Annotated in this window: 17 protein-coding genes and 1 pseudogene; 9 read left to right on the top strand and 9 right to left on the bottom strand. The window is 70.9% G+C overall.

From position 1 onward, the window contains the following. Window position 1 precedes the first annotated feature (1 nt). From AB0B94_RS05585 to AB0B94_RS05565, 5 genes are read left to right on the top strand one after another with little or no spacing between them, the layout of a single operon-like run. Window positions 2-958: an ABC transporter permease gene (locus tag AB0B94_RS05585; protein ID WP_357268633.1), complete on the top strand. Its 957-nt coding sequence runs from the start codon at window positions 2-4 to the stop codon at window positions 956-958. Then, complete coding sequence (locus tag AB0B94_RS05580; RefSeq protein WP_091399349.1) at window positions 955-1,842, top strand: ABC transporter permease; 888 nt, start codon at window positions 955-957, stop codon at window positions 1,840-1,842. The genes AB0B94_RS05585 and AB0B94_RS05580 overlap by 4 nt, the downstream gene beginning before the upstream one ends. Next, window positions 1,839-2,855, top strand: coding sequence for an ABC transporter ATP-binding protein (locus AB0B94_RS05575; protein ID WP_357268630.1), 1,017 nt, complete (start codon window positions 1,839-1,841; stop codon window positions 2,853-2,855). Before AB0B94_RS05580 ends, AB0B94_RS05575 begins: the two co-directional genes overlap by 4 nt. Then, a complete protein-coding gene (locus AB0B94_RS05570) occupies window positions 2,852-3,853 on the top strand; it encodes an oligopeptide/dipeptide ABC transporter ATP-binding protein (RefSeq protein ID WP_357268628.1) in 1,002 nt (333 codons plus the stop codon). Before AB0B94_RS05575 ends, AB0B94_RS05570 begins: the two co-directional genes overlap by 4 nt. Beyond that, window positions 3,850-5,640 (top strand): gamma-glutamyltransferase family protein, encoded by a 1,791-nt coding sequence (locus AB0B94_RS05565; protein WP_357268626.1) that lies wholly within the window; start codon window positions 3,850-3,852, stop codon window positions 5,638-5,640. The genes AB0B94_RS05570 and AB0B94_RS05565 overlap by 4 nt, the downstream gene beginning before the upstream one ends. On the opposite strand, the gene AB0B94_RS05560 is transcribed toward AB0B94_RS05565, so the two are convergent. Further along, window positions 5,637-6,317 (bottom strand): GntR family transcriptional regulator, encoded by a 681-nt coding sequence (locus tag AB0B94_RS05560; protein WP_357268624.1) that lies wholly within the window; start codon window positions 6,315-6,317, stop codon window positions 5,637-5,639. The two genes, AB0B94_RS05565 and AB0B94_RS05560, sit on opposite strands and share 4 nt — an antisense overlap. Before the next feature lie 70 nt (window positions 6,318-6,387). Here AB0B94_RS05560 and AB0B94_RS05555 point away from each other — a divergent pair, with 70 nt between their 5' ends. Then, window positions 6,388-7,104, top strand: coding sequence for a YoaK family protein (locus tag AB0B94_RS05555; protein ID WP_357268622.1), 717 nt, complete (start codon window positions 6,388-6,390; stop codon window positions 7,102-7,104). Between the two features lie 3 nt (window positions 7,105-7,107). Here AB0B94_RS05555 and AB0B94_RS05550 read toward each other — a convergent pair whose 3' ends face one another. Genes AB0B94_RS05550 through AB0B94_RS05535 form a run of 4 tightly spaced genes read right to left on the bottom strand, consistent with a single transcriptional unit; the run spans window position 7,108 to window position 10,343 of the window. Beyond that, window positions 7,108-7,734, bottom strand: coding sequence for a response regulator transcription factor (locus AB0B94_RS05550; protein ID WP_357268620.1), 627 nt, complete (start codon window positions 7,732-7,734; stop codon window positions 7,108-7,110). Then, complete coding sequence (locus AB0B94_RS05545; RefSeq protein WP_357268618.1) at window positions 7,731-8,969, bottom strand: histidine kinase; 1,239 nt, start codon at window positions 8,967-8,969, stop codon at window positions 7,731-7,733. The genes AB0B94_RS05550 and AB0B94_RS05545 overlap by 4 nt, the downstream gene beginning before the upstream one ends. A gap of 10 nt (window positions 8,970-8,979) precedes the next feature. Next, window positions 8,980-9,420 (bottom strand): ABA4-like family protein, encoded by a 441-nt coding sequence (locus AB0B94_RS05540; protein WP_357268616.1) that lies wholly within the window; start codon window positions 9,418-9,420, stop codon window positions 8,980-8,982. Continuing rightward, window positions 9,417-10,343: a hypothetical protein gene (locus AB0B94_RS05535; RefSeq protein ID WP_357268614.1), complete on the bottom strand. Its 927-nt coding sequence runs from the start codon at window positions 10,341-10,343 to the stop codon at window positions 9,417-9,419. Before AB0B94_RS05535 ends, AB0B94_RS05540 begins: the two co-directional genes overlap by 4 nt. Before the next feature lie 166 nt (window positions 10,344-10,509). Between AB0B94_RS05535 and AB0B94_RS05530 the strand changes: the two genes are divergently transcribed. Then, a complete protein-coding gene (locus tag AB0B94_RS05530) occupies window positions 10,510-11,259 on the top strand; it encodes a glyoxalase (protein WP_357268612.1) in 750 nt (249 codons plus the stop codon). 18 nt (window positions 11,260-11,277) lie between these two features. Here AB0B94_RS05530 and AB0B94_RS05525 read toward each other — a convergent pair whose 3' ends face one another. Beyond that, window positions 11,278-11,916, bottom strand: a complete 639-nt coding sequence (locus AB0B94_RS05525) for a helix-turn-helix domain-containing protein (RefSeq protein ID WP_357268610.1) — start codon at window positions 11,914-11,916, stop codon at window positions 11,278-11,280. A 61-nt stretch (window positions 11,917-11,977) separates the two neighbouring features. Between AB0B94_RS05525 and AB0B94_RS05520 the strand changes: the two genes are divergently transcribed. Together AB0B94_RS05520 and AB0B94_RS05515 are read left to right on the top strand one after the other, a co-directional pair. Beyond that, window positions 11,978-12,649, top strand: a complete 672-nt coding sequence (locus AB0B94_RS05520) for a class I SAM-dependent methyltransferase (protein WP_357268608.1) — start codon at window positions 11,978-11,980, stop codon at window positions 12,647-12,649. A 200-nt stretch (window positions 12,650-12,849) separates the two neighbouring features. Continuing rightward, window positions 12,850-14,022 carry a beta-propeller fold lactonase family protein gene (locus tag AB0B94_RS05515; protein WP_357268606.1) on the top strand — a complete coding sequence of 391 codons (1,173 nt, stop codon included), beginning with the start codon at window positions 12,850-12,852 and terminating at the stop codon, window positions 14,020-14,022. A 59-nt stretch (window positions 14,023-14,081) separates the two neighbouring features. On the opposite strand, the gene AB0B94_RS05510 is transcribed toward AB0B94_RS05515, so the two are convergent. From AB0B94_RS05510 to AB0B94_RS05500, 3 genes and pseudogenes are all read right to left on the bottom strand, one after another. Further along, on the bottom strand, window positions 14,082-14,948 hold the full coding sequence (locus AB0B94_RS05510) for an aldo/keto reductase (protein WP_357268604.1): 867 nt from the start codon (window positions 14,946-14,948) through the stop codon (window positions 14,082-14,084). A gap of 238 nt (window positions 14,949-15,186) precedes the next feature. After that, window positions 15,187-15,739: pseudogene (locus AB0B94_RS05505) on the bottom strand (transposase); the annotation flags it as partial. Between the two features lie 627 nt (window positions 15,740-16,366). After that, window positions 16,367-16,817 (bottom strand): hypothetical protein (locus tag AB0B94_RS05500; RefSeq protein ID WP_357268602.1); only part of this gene is annotated, 451 nt, incomplete at its 5' end.

The raw sequence follows: 16,817 nt of genomic DNA, 5'->3' as shown, positions 1-16,817 counted from the left end.
CGTGGCCCGCTATCTGCTCACCCGCGCCTGGCAGTCGGCGCTGACCCTGCTGATGTCGACGATAGTGGTCTTCGTCGGCGTACGGGCGCTGCCCGGCGACCCGGCCCTCGCCCTGGCCGGCGAGGACCGGTCGCCGGAGGCACTGGAGGCCATCCGGCGGCACTACGGGCTGGACCAGCCGCTGCCGGTGCAGTTCGCCCAGTACGTGGAGCGCATGGCACAGGGCGACTTCGGGGTGTCCATCCGCACCGGCACGCCGGTCTCGTCGATGCTCACGACCGCCCTGCCGGTGACCGTCGAGCTGTCCGTCCTGGCGATCCTCATCGCGTCGGCGCTGGGCGTCGGCGCCGGGGTGCTCGCGGCGGTCCGTCGTGGACGCCCGGCGGAGTGGCTCGCCAACGGCCTGGCCCTGATCGGCCTGTCGGTGCCGCACTTCTGGCTGGGGCTGCTGGCGATCCTCTACCTGTCAGTGGCGACCGGGCTCTTCCCCGCCTCCGGCTTCGTGCCGATCCTTGAGGACCCCGTGGACAACCTGCACCACATCGTCCTGCCGGCGGTGATCCTCGGCACCGGCCTGGCCGCGATCATCATGCGGCAGACCCGGTCGGCGATGCTCGACTCGCTCTCTTCCGACTACGTGCGCACGGCGAAGGCGAAGGGCCTGCGACCGCGCGCCGTCATCACCCGGCACGCCCTGCGCAACAGCCTCATCGTGGTGGTGACCGTCGTGGGTCTCCAACTCGGCGGGCTGATCTCCGGCGCTGTCGTCACCGAACAGATCTTCGGGCTGCCGGGCTTCGGCAAGATGACGATCGACGCGGTGTTCCAACGGGACTACCCGGTGATCCAGGCCGTCGTCCTGCTAACCGCGGCCGCCTACATCGTGATCAACTTCTTCGTGGACCTGCTCTACTCGGTCATCGATCCACGCATCCGGGTGACGGGAGATCCGGCATGACCGTCCTCACCGTACCGATGGCGGAGACCGGCACCGCCAGCATCACCCGGCGTACCCGGGTGCTGCGGCGGCTGCGGCGCAACCCGCTCGCCGTGGTGAGCTTCGTCGTGCTCGCGCTGGCGGGCGTCATCGCGCTGCTGTCACCCTGGCTCGCGCCCTACTCCGTCGACCAGACCGACTTCGCCCGCACGTTCGCGCCTCCGGGCACCGCCGGGCACCTGCTGGGCACCGACGACCTCGGTCGGGACGTCCTCTCCCGCATCATGCTCGGCGCGCGGGCGTCGTTGCAGGTCGGGCTCCTGGCGGTGGCCACGTCACTGGTCATCGGGGTGCCGCTCGGGCTGGCCGCCGGCTACTTCCGGGCCTGGGACGCGGTGATCTCACGCTTCACCGACCTGCTGCTGGCGTTCCCGTTTCTGATCATGGCGGTGGGGTTGGCGGCAATCCGGGGCGCCAGCCTCGGCAACGCCGCGGTGGCCATCGGCATCGCCCAGATCCCCGGGGTGATCCGGGTCGTCCGCTCGGACACGCTGCGCCTCAAGTCGTTGGACTTCGTCGCGGCGGCCGTCGTGGACGGCGCGAGCGACCTGTGGGTGCTGGCCCGGCACATCCTGCCCAACGCGACCTCGGTGATCCTGGTGCAGGCCACTGTCGCCATCCCGGCCGCGATCCTCGGCGAGGCGGTGCTGTCCTTCCTCGGCCTCGGCATCCAGCCCCCGGCGCCCAGTCTGGGCACCATGCTGGCCACCGCCCAGCAGTTCGCCGCCCGCGCACCGTGGGCCGCCGTCTTCCCCGGTGTGGTGATCATGGGTCTGGCGCTGGCGTTCAACGTCTTCGGTGACGCCCTGCGCGACGCCCTCGACCCGAAGGGAGACCGGCGATGACCACCGCCTCCGCGCCCGTGTTGGAGATCCGCGACCTGTCGGTGTCGTTCCCGACCGAGACCGGCACCGTCTCGGCGGTCGACGGGGTCAGCCTGGACCTCGCAGCCGGGGAGATCGTCGGGATGGTGGGCGAGTCGGGGTGCGGAAAGAGCGTCACGGCGATGAGCCTCGCCGGGCTGCTTCCGGGCAGCGCCCGGGTCACCGGGTCGGTCCGCCTGGACGGCACCCAACTGGTCGGGGCCCGCGAGTCGGCACTGCGCCGGGTCCGGGGTCGGGAGATCGCCTACATCTTCCAGGAGCCGATGACGTCGTTGAACCCGGTGCTCAGCGTCGGGCGGCAGATCGCGGAGGTGCTCCAGGTCCACGAACGGATGTCCCGACGGGCGGCGCGGGCCCGCGCCGTCGAACTGTTGACGCTCGTCGGGATCCCGTCCGCAGCCCAGCGGGTCGACAGCTATCCGCACCAACTCTCCGGCGGCATGCGCCAGCGCGTGATGATCGCGATGGCGGTGGCCTGCGGCCCGAAGGTGCTGGTGGCCGACGAGCCAACCACCGCGCTGGACGTCACCGTCCAGGCCGGCATCCTCCAGGTGCTGCGGGACCTGCGCGACCGGCTCGGCACGAGCGTCCTCATCATCACCCACGACCTCGGCGTGATCGCCGACATCGCGGACCGCGTCGTCGTGATGTACGCGGGCCGGGTGGTGGAACGGGCGCCGGTGGACGACCTGTTCGCCCACCCCCGGCACCGGTACACGGCCGGGCTCCTGTCGGCGTCACCGCAGCCGGGCCGGCACGCCGGCACCGACCGGTTGACCGAGATCCCCGGGCTGGTGCCCGTTCTGGCCAACCAGCCCGACGCCTGTACCTTCGCGGATCGCTGCCCGGCCGCCGACGAGCAGTGCAGGGCCGCCGCCCCGCCGTTGGAGGGGATCGGTGGCCCCGGCCATCTGGCGGCCTGTTGGCACCCCTGCACGACGGCACCGACGGCACCTCAGGAGGCGAACCGATGACGCCGCACCCGAACGCCCTGGAGATCGCGGACCTGGTGATGCACTTCGGCCCGGTGCGCGCCGTGGACGGGGTGTCACTGACCATCCCGCGAGGCCGGGTCACGGCCCTGGTGGGCGAGAGCGGTTCCGGGAAGTCGACAGTGGGCCGATGCGTGGTGCGGCTCGTCGAGCCGACAGCGGGAACCGTCCGGATCGCGGGCACCGACGTCACCCACCTGTCCCGACGGCGGCTGCGTCCCCATCGCGGCGCGGTGTCGATCGTCTTCCAGGACCCGGCCGCCTCACTGGACCCGCGCATGTTGGTGGGCGAGATCGTGGCCGAGCCGCTGCGGCTGGCCGGCAAGCGGATCTCCCGGCGCGACCAGGACGCCCGCGTCGCCCCCCAACTCGAACGGGTGGGCCTGCGCGCCGAGGTGGCCCGCCGCTACCCCCACGAACTGTCCGGCGGGCAACGCCAACGGGTCAGCATCGCGCGGGCCCTGATCTCCGAGCCCATGTTGCTCATCGCCGACGAACCCACCAGCGCGCTCGACGTGTCAGTGCAGGCGTCGGTGCTCAACCTCCTCGCCGACCTGCAACGCGACATCGGGTTCGCCTGCCTGTTCATCACCCATGACCTCTCCGCTGTCGAGTACCTGGCCGACGACATCGCGGTCATGTACCTCGGTCAACTGGTCGAGACCGGCAGCCGAGAGCGGATCTTCGCCCGCCCCGCACACCCGTACACGCAGGCGCTGCTCTCCGCCGCGCCGGTGGCCGACCCGGTGCGTCAGCGCCACCGTCAGCCGGTGCTGCTCGGCGACGACCTGCCGTCCGCACTCGACCCGCCGTCCGGCTGCCGGTTCCGGACCCGGTGCCCGCTCGCCTTCGACAGGTGCGCGACGGAGGTGCCGGCGCAGACCGCCATCGGCGACGGCATGGCCGCGTGCCACCTGGTCCGGCCGGACGGCACCGGTCCCGACGTTCGTACCGCAGATCCCAGTGAGGTGTTGTCATGACGTTCACCACCCGACCCACGTTGCAGGGCACCTTCGGCATGGTGTCCTCGACCCACTGGCTCGCCAGCCAGTCGGCGATGGGCATCCTGGAACGCGGGGGCAACGCCTTCGACGCCGCGGTCACCGCCGGTTTCGTCCTGCACGTCGTCGAGCCGCACCTGAACGGGCCGGGCGGCGAGGTGCCGGCCATCGTGGCCACCGCACGGGACCCCCGACCGAAGGTGCTGTGCGGGCAGGGCCCGGCCCCGGCCGGCGCCACCATCGCGCACTTCCGGTCCCTCGGAATGGACCTCATCCCGGGCGCCGGGCCGCTCGCGGCGGCCGTGCCCGGCGCGGTGGACGCCTGGCTCCTGCTGCTGCGCGAGCACGGCACGCTCACCCTCGCCGAGGTGCTGGAGCCGGCGATCGGCTACGCCGGCGCCGGGCACCCGCTGGTGGGCCGGGTCGGTGACACGGTGGCGGCCGTCCGGTCGTTGTTCGAGGAACACTGGCCCACCTCCGCCGCGCTCTGGCTGCGCGGCGGCCGGCCGCCGGCCGCGGGGGAGGTGGTCACCAACCCGGCGTACGCGGACACCCTGCGCCGACTCGTCGAGGCGGGACGGGCGGCCGGTGCCGACCGGGAGGCCCAGATCGAGGCAGCCCGCCGGGCCTGGAGCGCGGGTTTCGTCGCCGAGGCGATCGACGCGTTCAGCCGGCGGCCGTTCCAGGACTCCAGTGGCCGCCCGAACGCCGGGCTGGTCACCGGCGACGACATGGCCGCGTACTCGGCGAGCTGGGAGCCGCCCGCCACCCTCGACTGGCACGGCTACTCGGTGGCGAAGACCGGTTTCTGGGGTCAGGGCCCGGTGCTGCTGGAGTCCCTGGCCACACTGGACGCGCTCGACGACCCGGGCGCGTACGACCCGGCGACCGCGGCGGGCGTGCACGCCCAGGTCGAGGCGCTCAAGCTCGCCTTCGCCGACCGGGAGGCCTGGTACGGCGACGGGGCCGACGTGCCCGCCAAGGCGCTGCTCTCGCCGCAGTACGCCAGGGAGCGGGCCGCCCTGATCGGTGATCGCGCGTCGGCGGAGTTGCGGCCGGGGCGTCCGGACGGGGCGCAGCCGCGCCTGCCCGCCCACGTCCGACCCGGTGCCGGTCGGCGTACCGGGCCGACGGATGCCACCACGGGAGAGCCGACGGTCCAGTCTGACGGGGTCACCCGGGGCGACACCTGTCACGTGGACGTGGTCGACCGGTGGGGCAACATGATCTCCGCTACCCCCAGCGGCGGCTGGTTGCAGAGTTCCCCGACGATCCCGGAGCTGGGCTTTCCGCTGGGCAGCAGGTTGCAGATGTTCTGGCTGGAGGAAGGGCTCGCCTCGTCGCTGGCGCCGGGCCGCCGCCCGCGGACGACGTTGAGCCCGACCATGGTGCACCGCGACGGCGAGCCGGTGCTGGCCTGCGGCACCCCCGGTGGCGACCAGCAGGACCAGTGGCAGTTGCCGTTCCTGTTGCGGCACCTCGTCGGTGGGCAGAGCCTTCAGGAGGCCATCGACGCGCCGGCGTGGCACACGGTCAGCCTGCCGGGGTCGTTCTATCCCCGCGACATGCAGCCCGGTGTCCTGGTGGTGGAGGACCGGCTCGACGAGGGCGTGCTGGCGGCCCTGCGGGCGTACGGGCACGAGGTGCGGGTCACCGATGGGTGGAGCCTCGGTCGGCTCTGCGCGGTGACCCGTGACCCGGCGACGGGCGTGCTGGCGGCCGGTGCGAACCCCCGGGGGATGCAGGGCTACGCGTGCGGTCGTTAGCGGGCGCCGTAGCCGCCTTCGGCGTTCTCGTACGCCGCCGCGGATGCCGCGTCGAGGTGGTCGAGCGCGGCCCGCTCGGCGCGGTCACCGTCGCCCGACTCGATGGCGTCGACGAGTTGGATGTGTTCGGCCCACGAGTGTGGCGCGCGTTCGGCCGCCCCGAGCCGGAAGACCCACTGGACATGGAGGTAGAGCGACTTGGCGATCGACGACAGCCAGGGGTTTCCGCTGATCTGGAGGATGCGCAGGTGCAGCGTGCTGTTCAGTTCGGCGACGCGGGCCAGGTCGTGGCGCTGCGTCGCCTCGCGGCCCTGGTCGAGCAGGGCGCGCAGGGACGCCACGTCGGCCGCTGTGGCCCGCTCGGCGGCCAGCCGGGCGGCCAGTGTCTCCAGCCGCTCGCGCACGGCGAACATGTCGGTGATGGTCCCGCTGCTCGGTGAGGCGACGACCGCTCCCCGACGGGGGAGGATCACGACGAACCCCTCGGCCTCGGCGACGCGCAGCGCCTCCCGGACGGGGTTGCGGGAGACGCCGAAGTCCTCGGCGAGCCGGTCCTCGGTCAGCCGTTCCCCGGGCAGGTAGTCGCCGTCGATGATGGCGGTCCGCAGCGCGGCGAGGACCTGATCGCGTAGCGGCAGGTGCTGCGCGCCGAGCTTGTCCCGTAGGTCTTCAGCCACCTGGTCGCCTCTCCGTGAACGTGTCCGGACAAAGTGTATACGAAGAACAATTATTGGAAGGTGGCCGACAGTGTCGAGCACAGCGCCCCGCGTCACCCACCCCCACGTCGCCCCGCGCCGAGACGAGCGCCTGCTGCGGCGACGGCAGGCGCTCGTCGTCGTCCTCACCTTCCTCACCGGGAGCGCCGACGCTCTCGGTTTCCTCGCCCTCGGCGGCGCCTTCGCCAGCGTGATGACCGGCAACATGGTCCTGCTCGGGCTCTCGGCCGGCCGGGGCGAAGCCGACCTGGCTCTGACGTCGGGCTGCGCCATCGCCAGCTTCATCGTCGGTGTCCTCGCGGGTGCCCGCGTCGTCGGCTCGGCACAGCCCGACGATCCGGTCTGGCCCCGGCGGGTCACCTGGGCGCTGGTCCTGGAGCTGTCGGTGTTCGTGGTGTTCGCCGTTGTCTGGGAGGTCACCCTGCACACCCCCGACGCGGGTGTCCACCTGGCGTTGCTGATGCTGTCAGCGGTCGCGCTGGGCGTGCAGAGCAGTGCGATCCAACGCTTCGGGGTCTCCGGCCTGTCCTCCACGTACCTGACCGGCACGCTCACCAGCCTGATCGCCGGGGTCGCCGCCCGCAGCCCGTGGGCCAGCCTGCGCCCCAAGGCCCAGGTGCTGCTGGCCCTCATGGTCGGCGCGGCGGTCGGCGCCCTTGTCGCCGTGCACCTGCCGGTCGTCGCCCCGGCACTGCTGATCGTGCCGCTGGTGCTCGTCATCGCCGTGTCCGCGCGGATGCGGGCCTGAGCGTCAGACGCCGCGAGCGAACAGGGCCAGGCGTACCCGGTTCGGGCTGTCGGTCTTGGTCATCAGGCTGGTGATGTGGGTCTTGACGGTGGTGACACCGATGTGGAGCTGATCGGCGATCTCGGTGTTGGACAGGCCCTCGGCGACCAGGTCGAGCACGTCCCGTTCCCGGGCGGTCAGGCCCGGCAGGGCCGGTGCTGACCCCGGGCGGGCGTGCACCGCGCGCTGCACGAGGCGACGCAGCACCTCCGGGCTGAACGGGCTGTCACCGACGGCGGCCCGGCGGATGCCGTCCAGCAGTTCGGTCGGGGGCGCGTCCTTGAGCAGGAACCCGCACGCTCCGGCGGTCAGCGCGGGGTAGAGGTGGTCGTCGTCGCCGAACGTGGTCAGCACCAGGACTCGGGTGGCGGGGCGTTCGGCGAGGATCCGGCTGGTCGCGGTGATCCCGTCGACACCGGGCATCCGCAGGTCCATGACGACGACGTCGGGGAGCAGCCGCCCGGCCAGCGGAATCGCCTCCCGGCCATTGTCGGCCTCCCCGACGACCTCGATGTCGGGTTGGGCGTCGCAGAGCATGCGCAGCCCGGCCCGGATGAGGTGCTGGTCGTCGACCAGCAGCACCCGGATCACGCCGGCTCCGGCGCGGGTGACCCGGCCGGGGCCTCCCGCTCGCGGGGCACCGACCCGACCGGCGCGGCGGACACTGCCGGAAGGACGGTCCGTACCCGCCATCCGGCGTCGGTCGGGCCCGCCTCCAACCGGCCGCCGAGGACCTCGACCCGCTCGCGCATTCCGGTGATGCCGTGCCCGCCACCGGCCGGCACGCCCGCCGGCACCCCGCCGCGCCCGTTGTCGGTGACCTCCCAGTGCACGGCGCCGTCCCGGACAGCGACCACGAGCTGCGCGAGCGCTGACGTCCCCGCGTGTTTGGCCACGTTGGTCAGCGCCTCCTGGGTCAGTCGCAGCACCGCCATGCCGCGCACCGCGTCGAGTGAACCGATCGCCGGGTCGAGATCGGCCTCCACAGTGACACCCGCCTGCCGGGCCCGGTCGATGGACGCGCCGATCGCCGCCGGCAGCGCGGACGGTTCGATGGCGGTCAGCGCCGCGTCGCCGCGTACCCCGTCGGGGTTGCGCAGCACCGCGACCAGCCGGCGCAGCTCGGCGAGGGCCGCGGTGCCGGTGCCGTGCACGTCGTCGAAGACCTCGCCCACCCGCGGGTCCAGGTCGGTGAGCACGTGCCGGGCCACGCCGACCCGCAGCACCATCGACGCCACATGGTGCGCAATGACGTCGTGCAGCTCGCGGGCGATGGCGCTGCGTTCGTCGGCGCGGGCCGCGCGACTCTCCGAGGCGTGCTGGCGTTGCTCGGCCACCGCCCGCTCCACGGCCTGCCGACTCAGCTCCCGGTTGGTGCGGATGACCAGGCCGAGCAGCACCGGCACACCGACCTCCAGGGCCAGGCCGACGACGCCCGAGGCGACCTGGCGGGCCGTGTCGTCGACCGAGTCGGTCAGGTCCACCACGACCAGCAGCGCGGCGGACAGCCAGATAATCCGGGGGCGGCGTGCCCGCATGGTGATCTCGAGCAGTGCCCAACTCGCGCCAACCTGGTTGATGGTGAAGTCGTCGACCAGGCGGATCGCGACCGTCAGCAGGGCGGCCTGCGCCAGCAGGTTGACCACCGGCCAGCGGTGCACCGCCAGCCCCACGGTGAACGCGAGCACCGCGAGGATCCACTGTGTCGTCGTGGGCGTGCTGCTCGAGTGCGGAACGAAGAGCAGGTAGCCCAGCCCGGCGAGGTCGAGCAGCACCATCCGCACGAGCGTGTCCCGCATGTCGAACAGTCGCCCCGGCCAGCTCACGGTGGTCAGCCTAGGCGCTGCGGGCCGGTGGCGACGGCCGCCGCCACCGGGTCCGGACCGCCAGGTACGCGGCCAGACCGAGCGGTCCGAGCAGGATGGTCAGCAGCAGCACCGGAGCCATCACCAGCGCCGGCACCCCCCGATCGCGGCTGTCCAACCACGCCCACCGCCCGACGAACAGATCGAACGCGATCATGTGTGCCCAACCCGCCGCTGCCCCGGCGGAGGTGCCGAGCAGGTCGCGTACCCCGGCCAGGGTCGGCGACGCCACTGCCGGCAGCACGTCGCCGAACGCCGGCAGCACCAGCAGCGCGTAGATCACCACGACCGGCGCCACGATCAGCGGCGAGGCGATGATCCGGGCGGTCCACGACCACCGCGGCAGCAGGATCATCAGCGCCCAGAACGGCGCGGCCACCGCGAACGTCAGGGAGAACAGCGTCGCGGTCACGCGGCCAGCGCCAGTTCCGGGCGACGTCGGCGGGCCAGCACCAGGCCGGTCGCGGTCGCCGTCACGACCACCAGGGCCGCGACCACGGCGAGCGTGACGCCGTCCGGCCGCAGCAGCGGCTGCTCGCGCAGGGCCTGCCAGGTCAACAGCACGGTGAGTACGCCGTACGCGCCGCCCGCGACGACCAGCAGCCGGGCGCGGGTGCGCTCGTCCAACCGGGTCGCGAACCGGCTCAGCAGGATCGCCAGGATCGGCAGAGCCTGGAGGGCGTGCAGCCCCACGAAGTGCCCGATCCGCAGGTCACCGCCCGTGGTGCTCCAGCCGACCACCGGCAACCCCGGCCCACCGTCGGGCACGCCGACGCTGTGCGCCCCACCGATCCCCTCGATCCCCGGGTCCTGCATCGGCAGCGCCATCGGCACCGCGGCGAGCATGCCCAGCAGGGACAGGCCGAGCCCCCAGCCGACGGCGGTCGCGGCGACCCGATCGGGGATCCGCTGGATCAGGACCACGATCCCGATGACGAGGTGCGCGAAGAACAGCACCATGATCGCCGCGCCCATCGCCGCGAACAGCGCGGTGTTCAGGGGTGTGGTGTCGTTGAAGTGGCTGGTCTGCCCGCGTATCACCTGACCGACGATCCACGCGTTCTCGACGACCGCCACCGCGACGATGACGACGACCGCCCTCTCGACGGCCCGGCTGCGTCGCGGCAGCAGGGAGAGCATCCAGGCGAGCGTGGCGCCGTACAGCACGAACGACACAGCGAACTTGAACGGCTTGAGCCAGATCGGCGCCCCGGTCAGGACGCGGGGGTCGACGAGGATGCCGACGACGGCGACGACGCCGAGCACCGCCATCACGGATACCAGGAACATCAGTGGGCGGTTCCAGCGCGTCGCCCGGCGCACAACGGTAGTCATGTCTGTAGATGTTCGTAGCCACGCCCGCTGCTCGCGTCCGACCCCGAGCCCCGGTTGCGGCCGCTGGTCGGAGCCCGCCTCCTCCCTGGGTAGGAGACGAAACCCGTCGAGGCCGCTCGCTGGTGCTGGCACAATGGCCGGCCTGCCGACCGGACGGGGATCGATGATGACGACCAACGCGGACCGTGTCCAACCGAACGAGACAACAGTGCCGCTGCTGCACTGCCCGGCCCCGGAGGAGACCCTGGCGTTCTGGCGGGCGCTGGGGTTCGAGGTGGCCTACGAGCAGCTCAAGCCCTACGTGTACCTGGCCTTCACCTGGAGCGGGTTCCAGCTGCACTACGGCCCGGCGCCCAAGGACCTGGACCCGGCGAAGGAGCATTCCGGCGGCTGCCTGGTGATGGTGGACGCGGTGGCGTCGTACCACGCGGTGTTCACCGAGGCGATGCGCCGCAGCTACGGCAAGGTGCTCGTCAAGGGCCTTCCCCGGATGACCCGCTACCGCGCCGGGGCGTCGCGGTTCAGCATCGTCGACCCGTCGGGCAACACCATCGTCTTCATCCAGCGGGACGAGCCGATGGAGGTGGAGTACGGCGGGTCGAAGGAGCTTGACGGGCTGGCCCGGGTGCTCGACAACGCGCGGATCCTGCGCGAGTTCAAGATGGACGACCGGGCGGCCTACCGGGCGCTCGACTCGGGGATTCGCCGCCGCGCCGAGGACGCCCCGGTGGTCGAGCGGGCGACGGCGCTGGCCGGCCTGATCGAGCTGGCCACCGCGTTGGACAAGGCCGACCGGGTGCCCGAGTGGGGTGCCCTGCTCCGGGCGCTGTCCCTGACCCCGGAGCAGCGGACGCAGGTGGCGCAGTACGTGGCCGACCCCACCCTCCTCGAACCGTGGTGGCCCGACCCGCGCTGACCCCTGACCTCCCGCGCCTCACCCGCCGTCGGCGCAGAGTTGGGAGGTCAGGGCGGTGCGGGCCCACTCTTCCCACGCGTCCGGTGACCAGTCGCGGTCCCGGACGAAGATCAGGTAGAGCTGCGGGCTGAGCAGTCCGAACAGCAGGTCCGCCGCCATCTCGACGGAGAGGCCGGGACGGGTGTCGGGCTTGCCGACCAGGGCTTCGGCCGCTGCGTACTGCACCGTGTAACGCGGGTCGGGACCGTCCGGCCACTGTGCGGCGATCTCCGGGTCGGTGGCTGCGGCAGCCGCGATCAGCGGCATGATCGGGGCGACCCGGCCCAGGATCTCGCGGGTGCCGTGGACGTGCGCGCGCAATTGCCCGGCTGCGGTGGGCTCGGCGCACGCGGCGCGAAACCACTCCCGATCCATTGTGGCGATCGGCTCGGTGTCCCCGGCGATGGACGTATCGACGACGTCCTTGAACAGCGTGCGCTTGTTGCGGAAGACGAAGTAGACAGTTTGGACGGCGACGCCCGCCCGGTCCGCGACCTCCTGCAGGCTCGTCGCCCCGTAGCCCTGCGCGACGAACAGCTCGCGAGCCGCTTCGACGACCTTCTCACGGGTGCGGCGGGAGCGCTCGGCTCGCTTGTCAGGCCGCTTGACTCTGTCCACATTGCGAGCCTACCTTTAGAGTCATTCGCTAGAGTTGCACTCTAAATTCTTGGAGGAGACGATGAACCAGCCCCACGCCACCCCGAAGCCGGGACCGGACCTGGCCTCGACGCGGCGCGACAGGGAGGAGGAGTCCGTCCACCGCGCTCTGGAGGGCTACTACCGCACCGGCAAGCCACCGTGGGACACCGGCGTGACACCGCCCGAGCTGATCGACCTGGTGGAGGGGCGCGGCGCACTACCGCCCGGCCGCGCCCTCGAACTCGGCTGCGGCACGGGGACCAACGCCATTTACCTCGCGGGGCACGGCTGGGACGTGGCGGCCGTCGACCTGATCGACCGCGCCGTCGATCGGGCCAGGGAGAAGGCTGCGGCGGCGGGAGTGGCCGTACGGCTGCTGCACGGAGACGCCACCCGCCTCGACGAGCTGGACCTGCCGGGCCCCTTCGACCTGTTCTTCGACCTGAGCTGCTACTGCGGGGTTCCACTGCACCGCCGCGACGCCTACGCCGCCGGGCTCACCCGGCGCGCCGCTCCCGGAGCGCTGTTGCTGATGTTCGGGTACGGCCCCGAGCCGCTCGGTAATCCGATCCCCGAGATCACCTCGTGGGCGGCGGGCGTCACCGCCGACGAGCTCCGGGCCAGGTTCACCGGCTGGGAACTGATCGACGTCACGCCGGGCACCAACTCGGTGCCGACCTTCTGGTTCACGCTGAGCCGCGACGTCGCCTAGCACCCTGCGGAATTCCGCCCTGACGCGCCGAAGGTCCGCTTCGCCCTAGGCCAACGCACGCCTGCCCGTCCGGGGATTCCACAGAACGGCACGAAATTACCGCTTTAGGGTAAGTAAGGCCAACACGCCTAGCTGCTCCGATACCTTTCCAAGGAGAGGAAAACTCGTATTCCTCCCTTCGGGTGCATAAGGAGTCAGAGATGAAGCGCAGTGTCGCGCTCGCGGCAGCCCTCCTGGCAGGCCTGACCAGCGTCGGATCGATCCCGGGGACCGCCTTCGCCGATGGCGGCGGCCCTGGGTACCACGACGACCGCAAGGGGGGTGATCACCACCACGGCGACGAGGGAGCGGTCTTCGTCCAGACCAACAAGGCCGAGGGCAACACCATCAAGGTGTACGACCGCGACGAGGACGGCCGTCTCACCAAGGCCGGCGAGTACGAGACCGGCGGGCTGGGCGGCTTCACCATCGGCGCGCCACTCGACGCGCTGGCCTCGCAGGGTTCCCTGACCTACCACAAGGGGCTGCTGTTCGCGGTGAACGCCGGCAGCAACACCGTGACGGTCTTCCGCGTCGAGGGCACCCGGCTGCACAAGCTCCAGGTCATCTGGTCCGGCGGTCTCCTGCCGGTCAGCGTCGCGGCCCGTGGTGACCTCGTCTACGTGCTCAACGCCGGCGGCGAGGGCTCGGTGCAGGGCTTCGAGCTGCACAAGGGGCGGCTGTCCCGGATCGAGGACGCCAACCGGTCGCTCGGGCTGCACAACGGCAACCCGCCCGCGTTCGGAACCGCCCCGGCCCAGGTCAAGATCGACCCGGACAGCGAGTTCGTGCTGGTGTCCACCAAGGGCGCCAACGTCATGTTCAGCTACGAGATCGGTCGCCACGGCGAACTGTCCCGCAACCCCGTCATCAGCGACGCGGGAAACACCCCGTTCGGCTTCACCTTCGACAGCGAGGACTCGCTGCTGGTCACCGAGTCGGGCGCGAACGCGGTCAGCCGGTTCGAGCTGGAGGACGACGGCGCACTCGACCAGGTCGGCCCGTCGGTGCCCAACGGCCAGCAGGCGCCGTGCTGGATCCAGCGCGTCGGCGACTACTTCTTCGTCGCCAACGCCGGCAGCTCCACCATCAGCTCCTACCGGGTCAACGACGACGGCAAGCTGGAAATCGTCAAGAACGTCGCCGCCGACACCAACGGCGGGTCGATCGACATGACCACCAGCGACGGCTTCCTGTACGTGCAGAACGCCACCGCCGGCAACGTGCAGGGCTACGAGGTAAACGACGACGGCTCTCTGAAGCTCGTCACCACAGTGGAGGGTCTGCCGAAGTTCACCGACGGCATCGGCATGGAGGGCATCGCCGCCTCCTGAGCGCGCCACCCGCTGGTCCCGGTCGCTCGTCGACCGGGACCAGCTCCTGTCGGAGGTCGCTAGTCGAGGCTGGCCAACTCGTCAGGCGACAGGACCAACGCCCCGGCGGCCAGGTTCTCGACCAGGTGATCGGGGTTGCCGGTACCGGGGATGGCCAGCAGGTGCGGACCGCGGCTGAGGGTCCATGCGATCCGCACCTGTGCCGGCGTCGCGCCGTGCGTGCGCGCGATGGCCTCCACCGCCGGGTTGGCGGCCACGCCGCCGGTCTCACGTCGGTCGCCGGCGATCGCGAAGAACGGCACGAACGCGACGTTCTGTTCACCGCAGCTACGCACGAGCTGATCCTGCGTCCGTCGGGTGTCCACACCGTACGTGTTCTGCACGCAGACCACCGGGGCGATCGCCTGCGCCTGCCCGAGGTGGTGCGGTCGAATGTTGGACAGGCCGAGATGCCGGATGAGTCCGGCGTCACGGAGCTCGGCCAGCGCGCCGAAGTGCTCCGCCACCGAGTCCAGCCCGTCCTGGCGCAGGTTCACGACATCCAGCTGGTCGCGGCCGAGTTGGCGCAGGTTCTCCTCGACCTGCCCACGCAGCTGCTCCGGCCGGGCCAGCGGCTGCCACTCGCCCGAGGGGTCGCGGCCCGGTCCGACCTTCGTCGTGATGACCAGATCATCGGGGTACGGCGACAGCGCCGTGTTGATCAACTCGTTGGCCGACCGGAGCGGGGAGAAGTAGAACGCCGCCGTGTCGATGTGGTTCACCCCGAGGTCGACCGCCTGGCGTAGCAATCCGATGACCCGCGCGCGGTCGCTCGCCGCGTCGGCGCTACCCGTCAGGCGCATCGCGCCGAATCCGATCCGATTGACGGTGAGATCGCCGAGCGTCCAGGTACCAGCGGATACCGCACTGATTGTGGTGGTGGGCATTGGGCGAACCTAGCCACCGCCGCTGACCTGCGCAGTCGGGCGTCTGCCCGATACCGATCGGGAAGGATCACTGTTAGGTTATCTATCGTGGGAAACGCTTTGCCGGCGCGCGGTTCAAACGGATCCTGACCGCATTCGCGTTTCGCGCCTCACGACAGGCCGCCCCGAAGACGAGGCCCCGACTGAGTCCTGGCCGACAAGGCATCCCACGCATTCAGCTGTCAAGCTGCGGTGGGGCGAGCACGGCACGGGCTTCGGGACGGGTGATCCCCCCAACCGCGCGGACGTCGCGGAAGGCCAGCAGGAACGTCGGGTAGTACTCGCGCAGCTTGTTGTGGGCCTGGGTGCGGTCCCATACGGCGTCCTGTTGCCCACGGACGAGGACTGCGATTGCCTTTACCAGCTCGGGGTCGTCGGGCAGCGGCCGGTGCACGGCCACGTCGGTACGCAGGATGTTAGCCATGACCACCGCGTCGACGTGGACGGAGTTGCTGCGTGAGACGGTGTATCGGCCTCGCTAACGAGCGACCGCAACCGGGTTGATCGCGTAGGCCCGTCGACCGGTCGCCCGCAGGCACGCCACCAAACAAGCCTCGGGCGGTTTCGATCGCCACGGGAATCGGCTGTTGTGGGTTGTCACCGGCGTCGGCGAGCAGGTCGATCAGCTGCCGGTAGCCGACCGCGTCATCACCGATCCTCAGCCGCGCGACCAACACGCCGCTGTCGTCGACGATGGCAACGTCGTGGCGATCCTCGGCCCAGTCGATTCCGCAGTACACGGTCAGAGGCATCAACCCTCGTGGACGAGCTGAAATTCGGGCAAGCCTGCCACGATCACGCCGCGACCTACTGAAAGGACTCTCGGTCCACCATCCCACCAGCGTCCAGTGACCGTGGACGCCCGCGTGGCCCTCCACCTTCTCGAAGGATTCGATGATCCAGCCTTGTCCAGAGGTGGCCCACACGAGCGGCTTCAATAAGGGACTACCACTGCACAAGGACCGGCCCGGCCAAGACCCGCCGTGACGGATCGGTCTTGTCGAAGCGCTCACCGGCGTCAGCTACTACCCGAGACCTCCGGACGAGCCCAGCAGGACCAGCCCTTGCACGCTCATTAGGCGTACAAAGCGAAAGCGAACCGGGCCCACCCGCGGCGGCGTCAACAGGCTCGACCGCAGTGCGCTAGTGGCGGACGGTTCCGCTCGCGGTCGAGGCGAGGAAGCAGTCGGAGGGCGTTCCTCGTCGATCTTGACGACGTCACTCAACCTGGATGCCCACCCGCGCCGCTTTGGGTCGGCAGACAGTGGCCCGGTGTGCCAGCACCGGCAGGGTCAGTCCGGTAGGGGGTGTCGGCCCGGGCACCCGGGCCGACACCCCCTATTCAAGCGGAAGCGATATCTGTCCTGTGTCGGGTGGTGCTAGGTGGTCTTGCTACTGGACCAGGACCAGCTTCCGGTGTTTGATCTCCACCAGGTCTCCGGGGCGGTGAACGCACTTCCGGTGGAGGGAAGCACCCACAGCGTGGTGGTGGAGCCGCCGTAGTCGTACATGATGGCCACGTCGGTCGTTGTGTCACCGGCGGTGTAGTTGCCTACGGTGATCTTGCTGCTCGTCCATGACCAGTTGCCGGTGTTGGACCTCCACCAAGCCTGCGGGGCGGTGAACGCACTTCCGGTGGAGGAAAGCACCCACAGCGTGGTGGTGGAGCCGCCGTAGTCGTACATGATCGCCACGTCGGCGATGTCGTCGTTCGTGAAGTTCCCAGCGACAACTTTGCTGCTCGACCACGACCAATTCCCCGGGCTGGACCTCCACCAGGCTTGTGGTGCGGTGAACGCACTACCCGTGGAAGGAAGCACCCACAACGTC

It is taken from the genome of Micromonospora sp. NPDC048986, assembly GCF_040649335.1.
In the GTDB taxonomy this organism is placed as follows: Bacteria; Actinomycetota; Actinomycetes; order Mycobacteriales; family Micromonosporaceae; genus Micromonospora; species Micromonospora alfalfae.
This window is presented reverse-complemented; position numbering and strand designations above follow the sequence as displayed.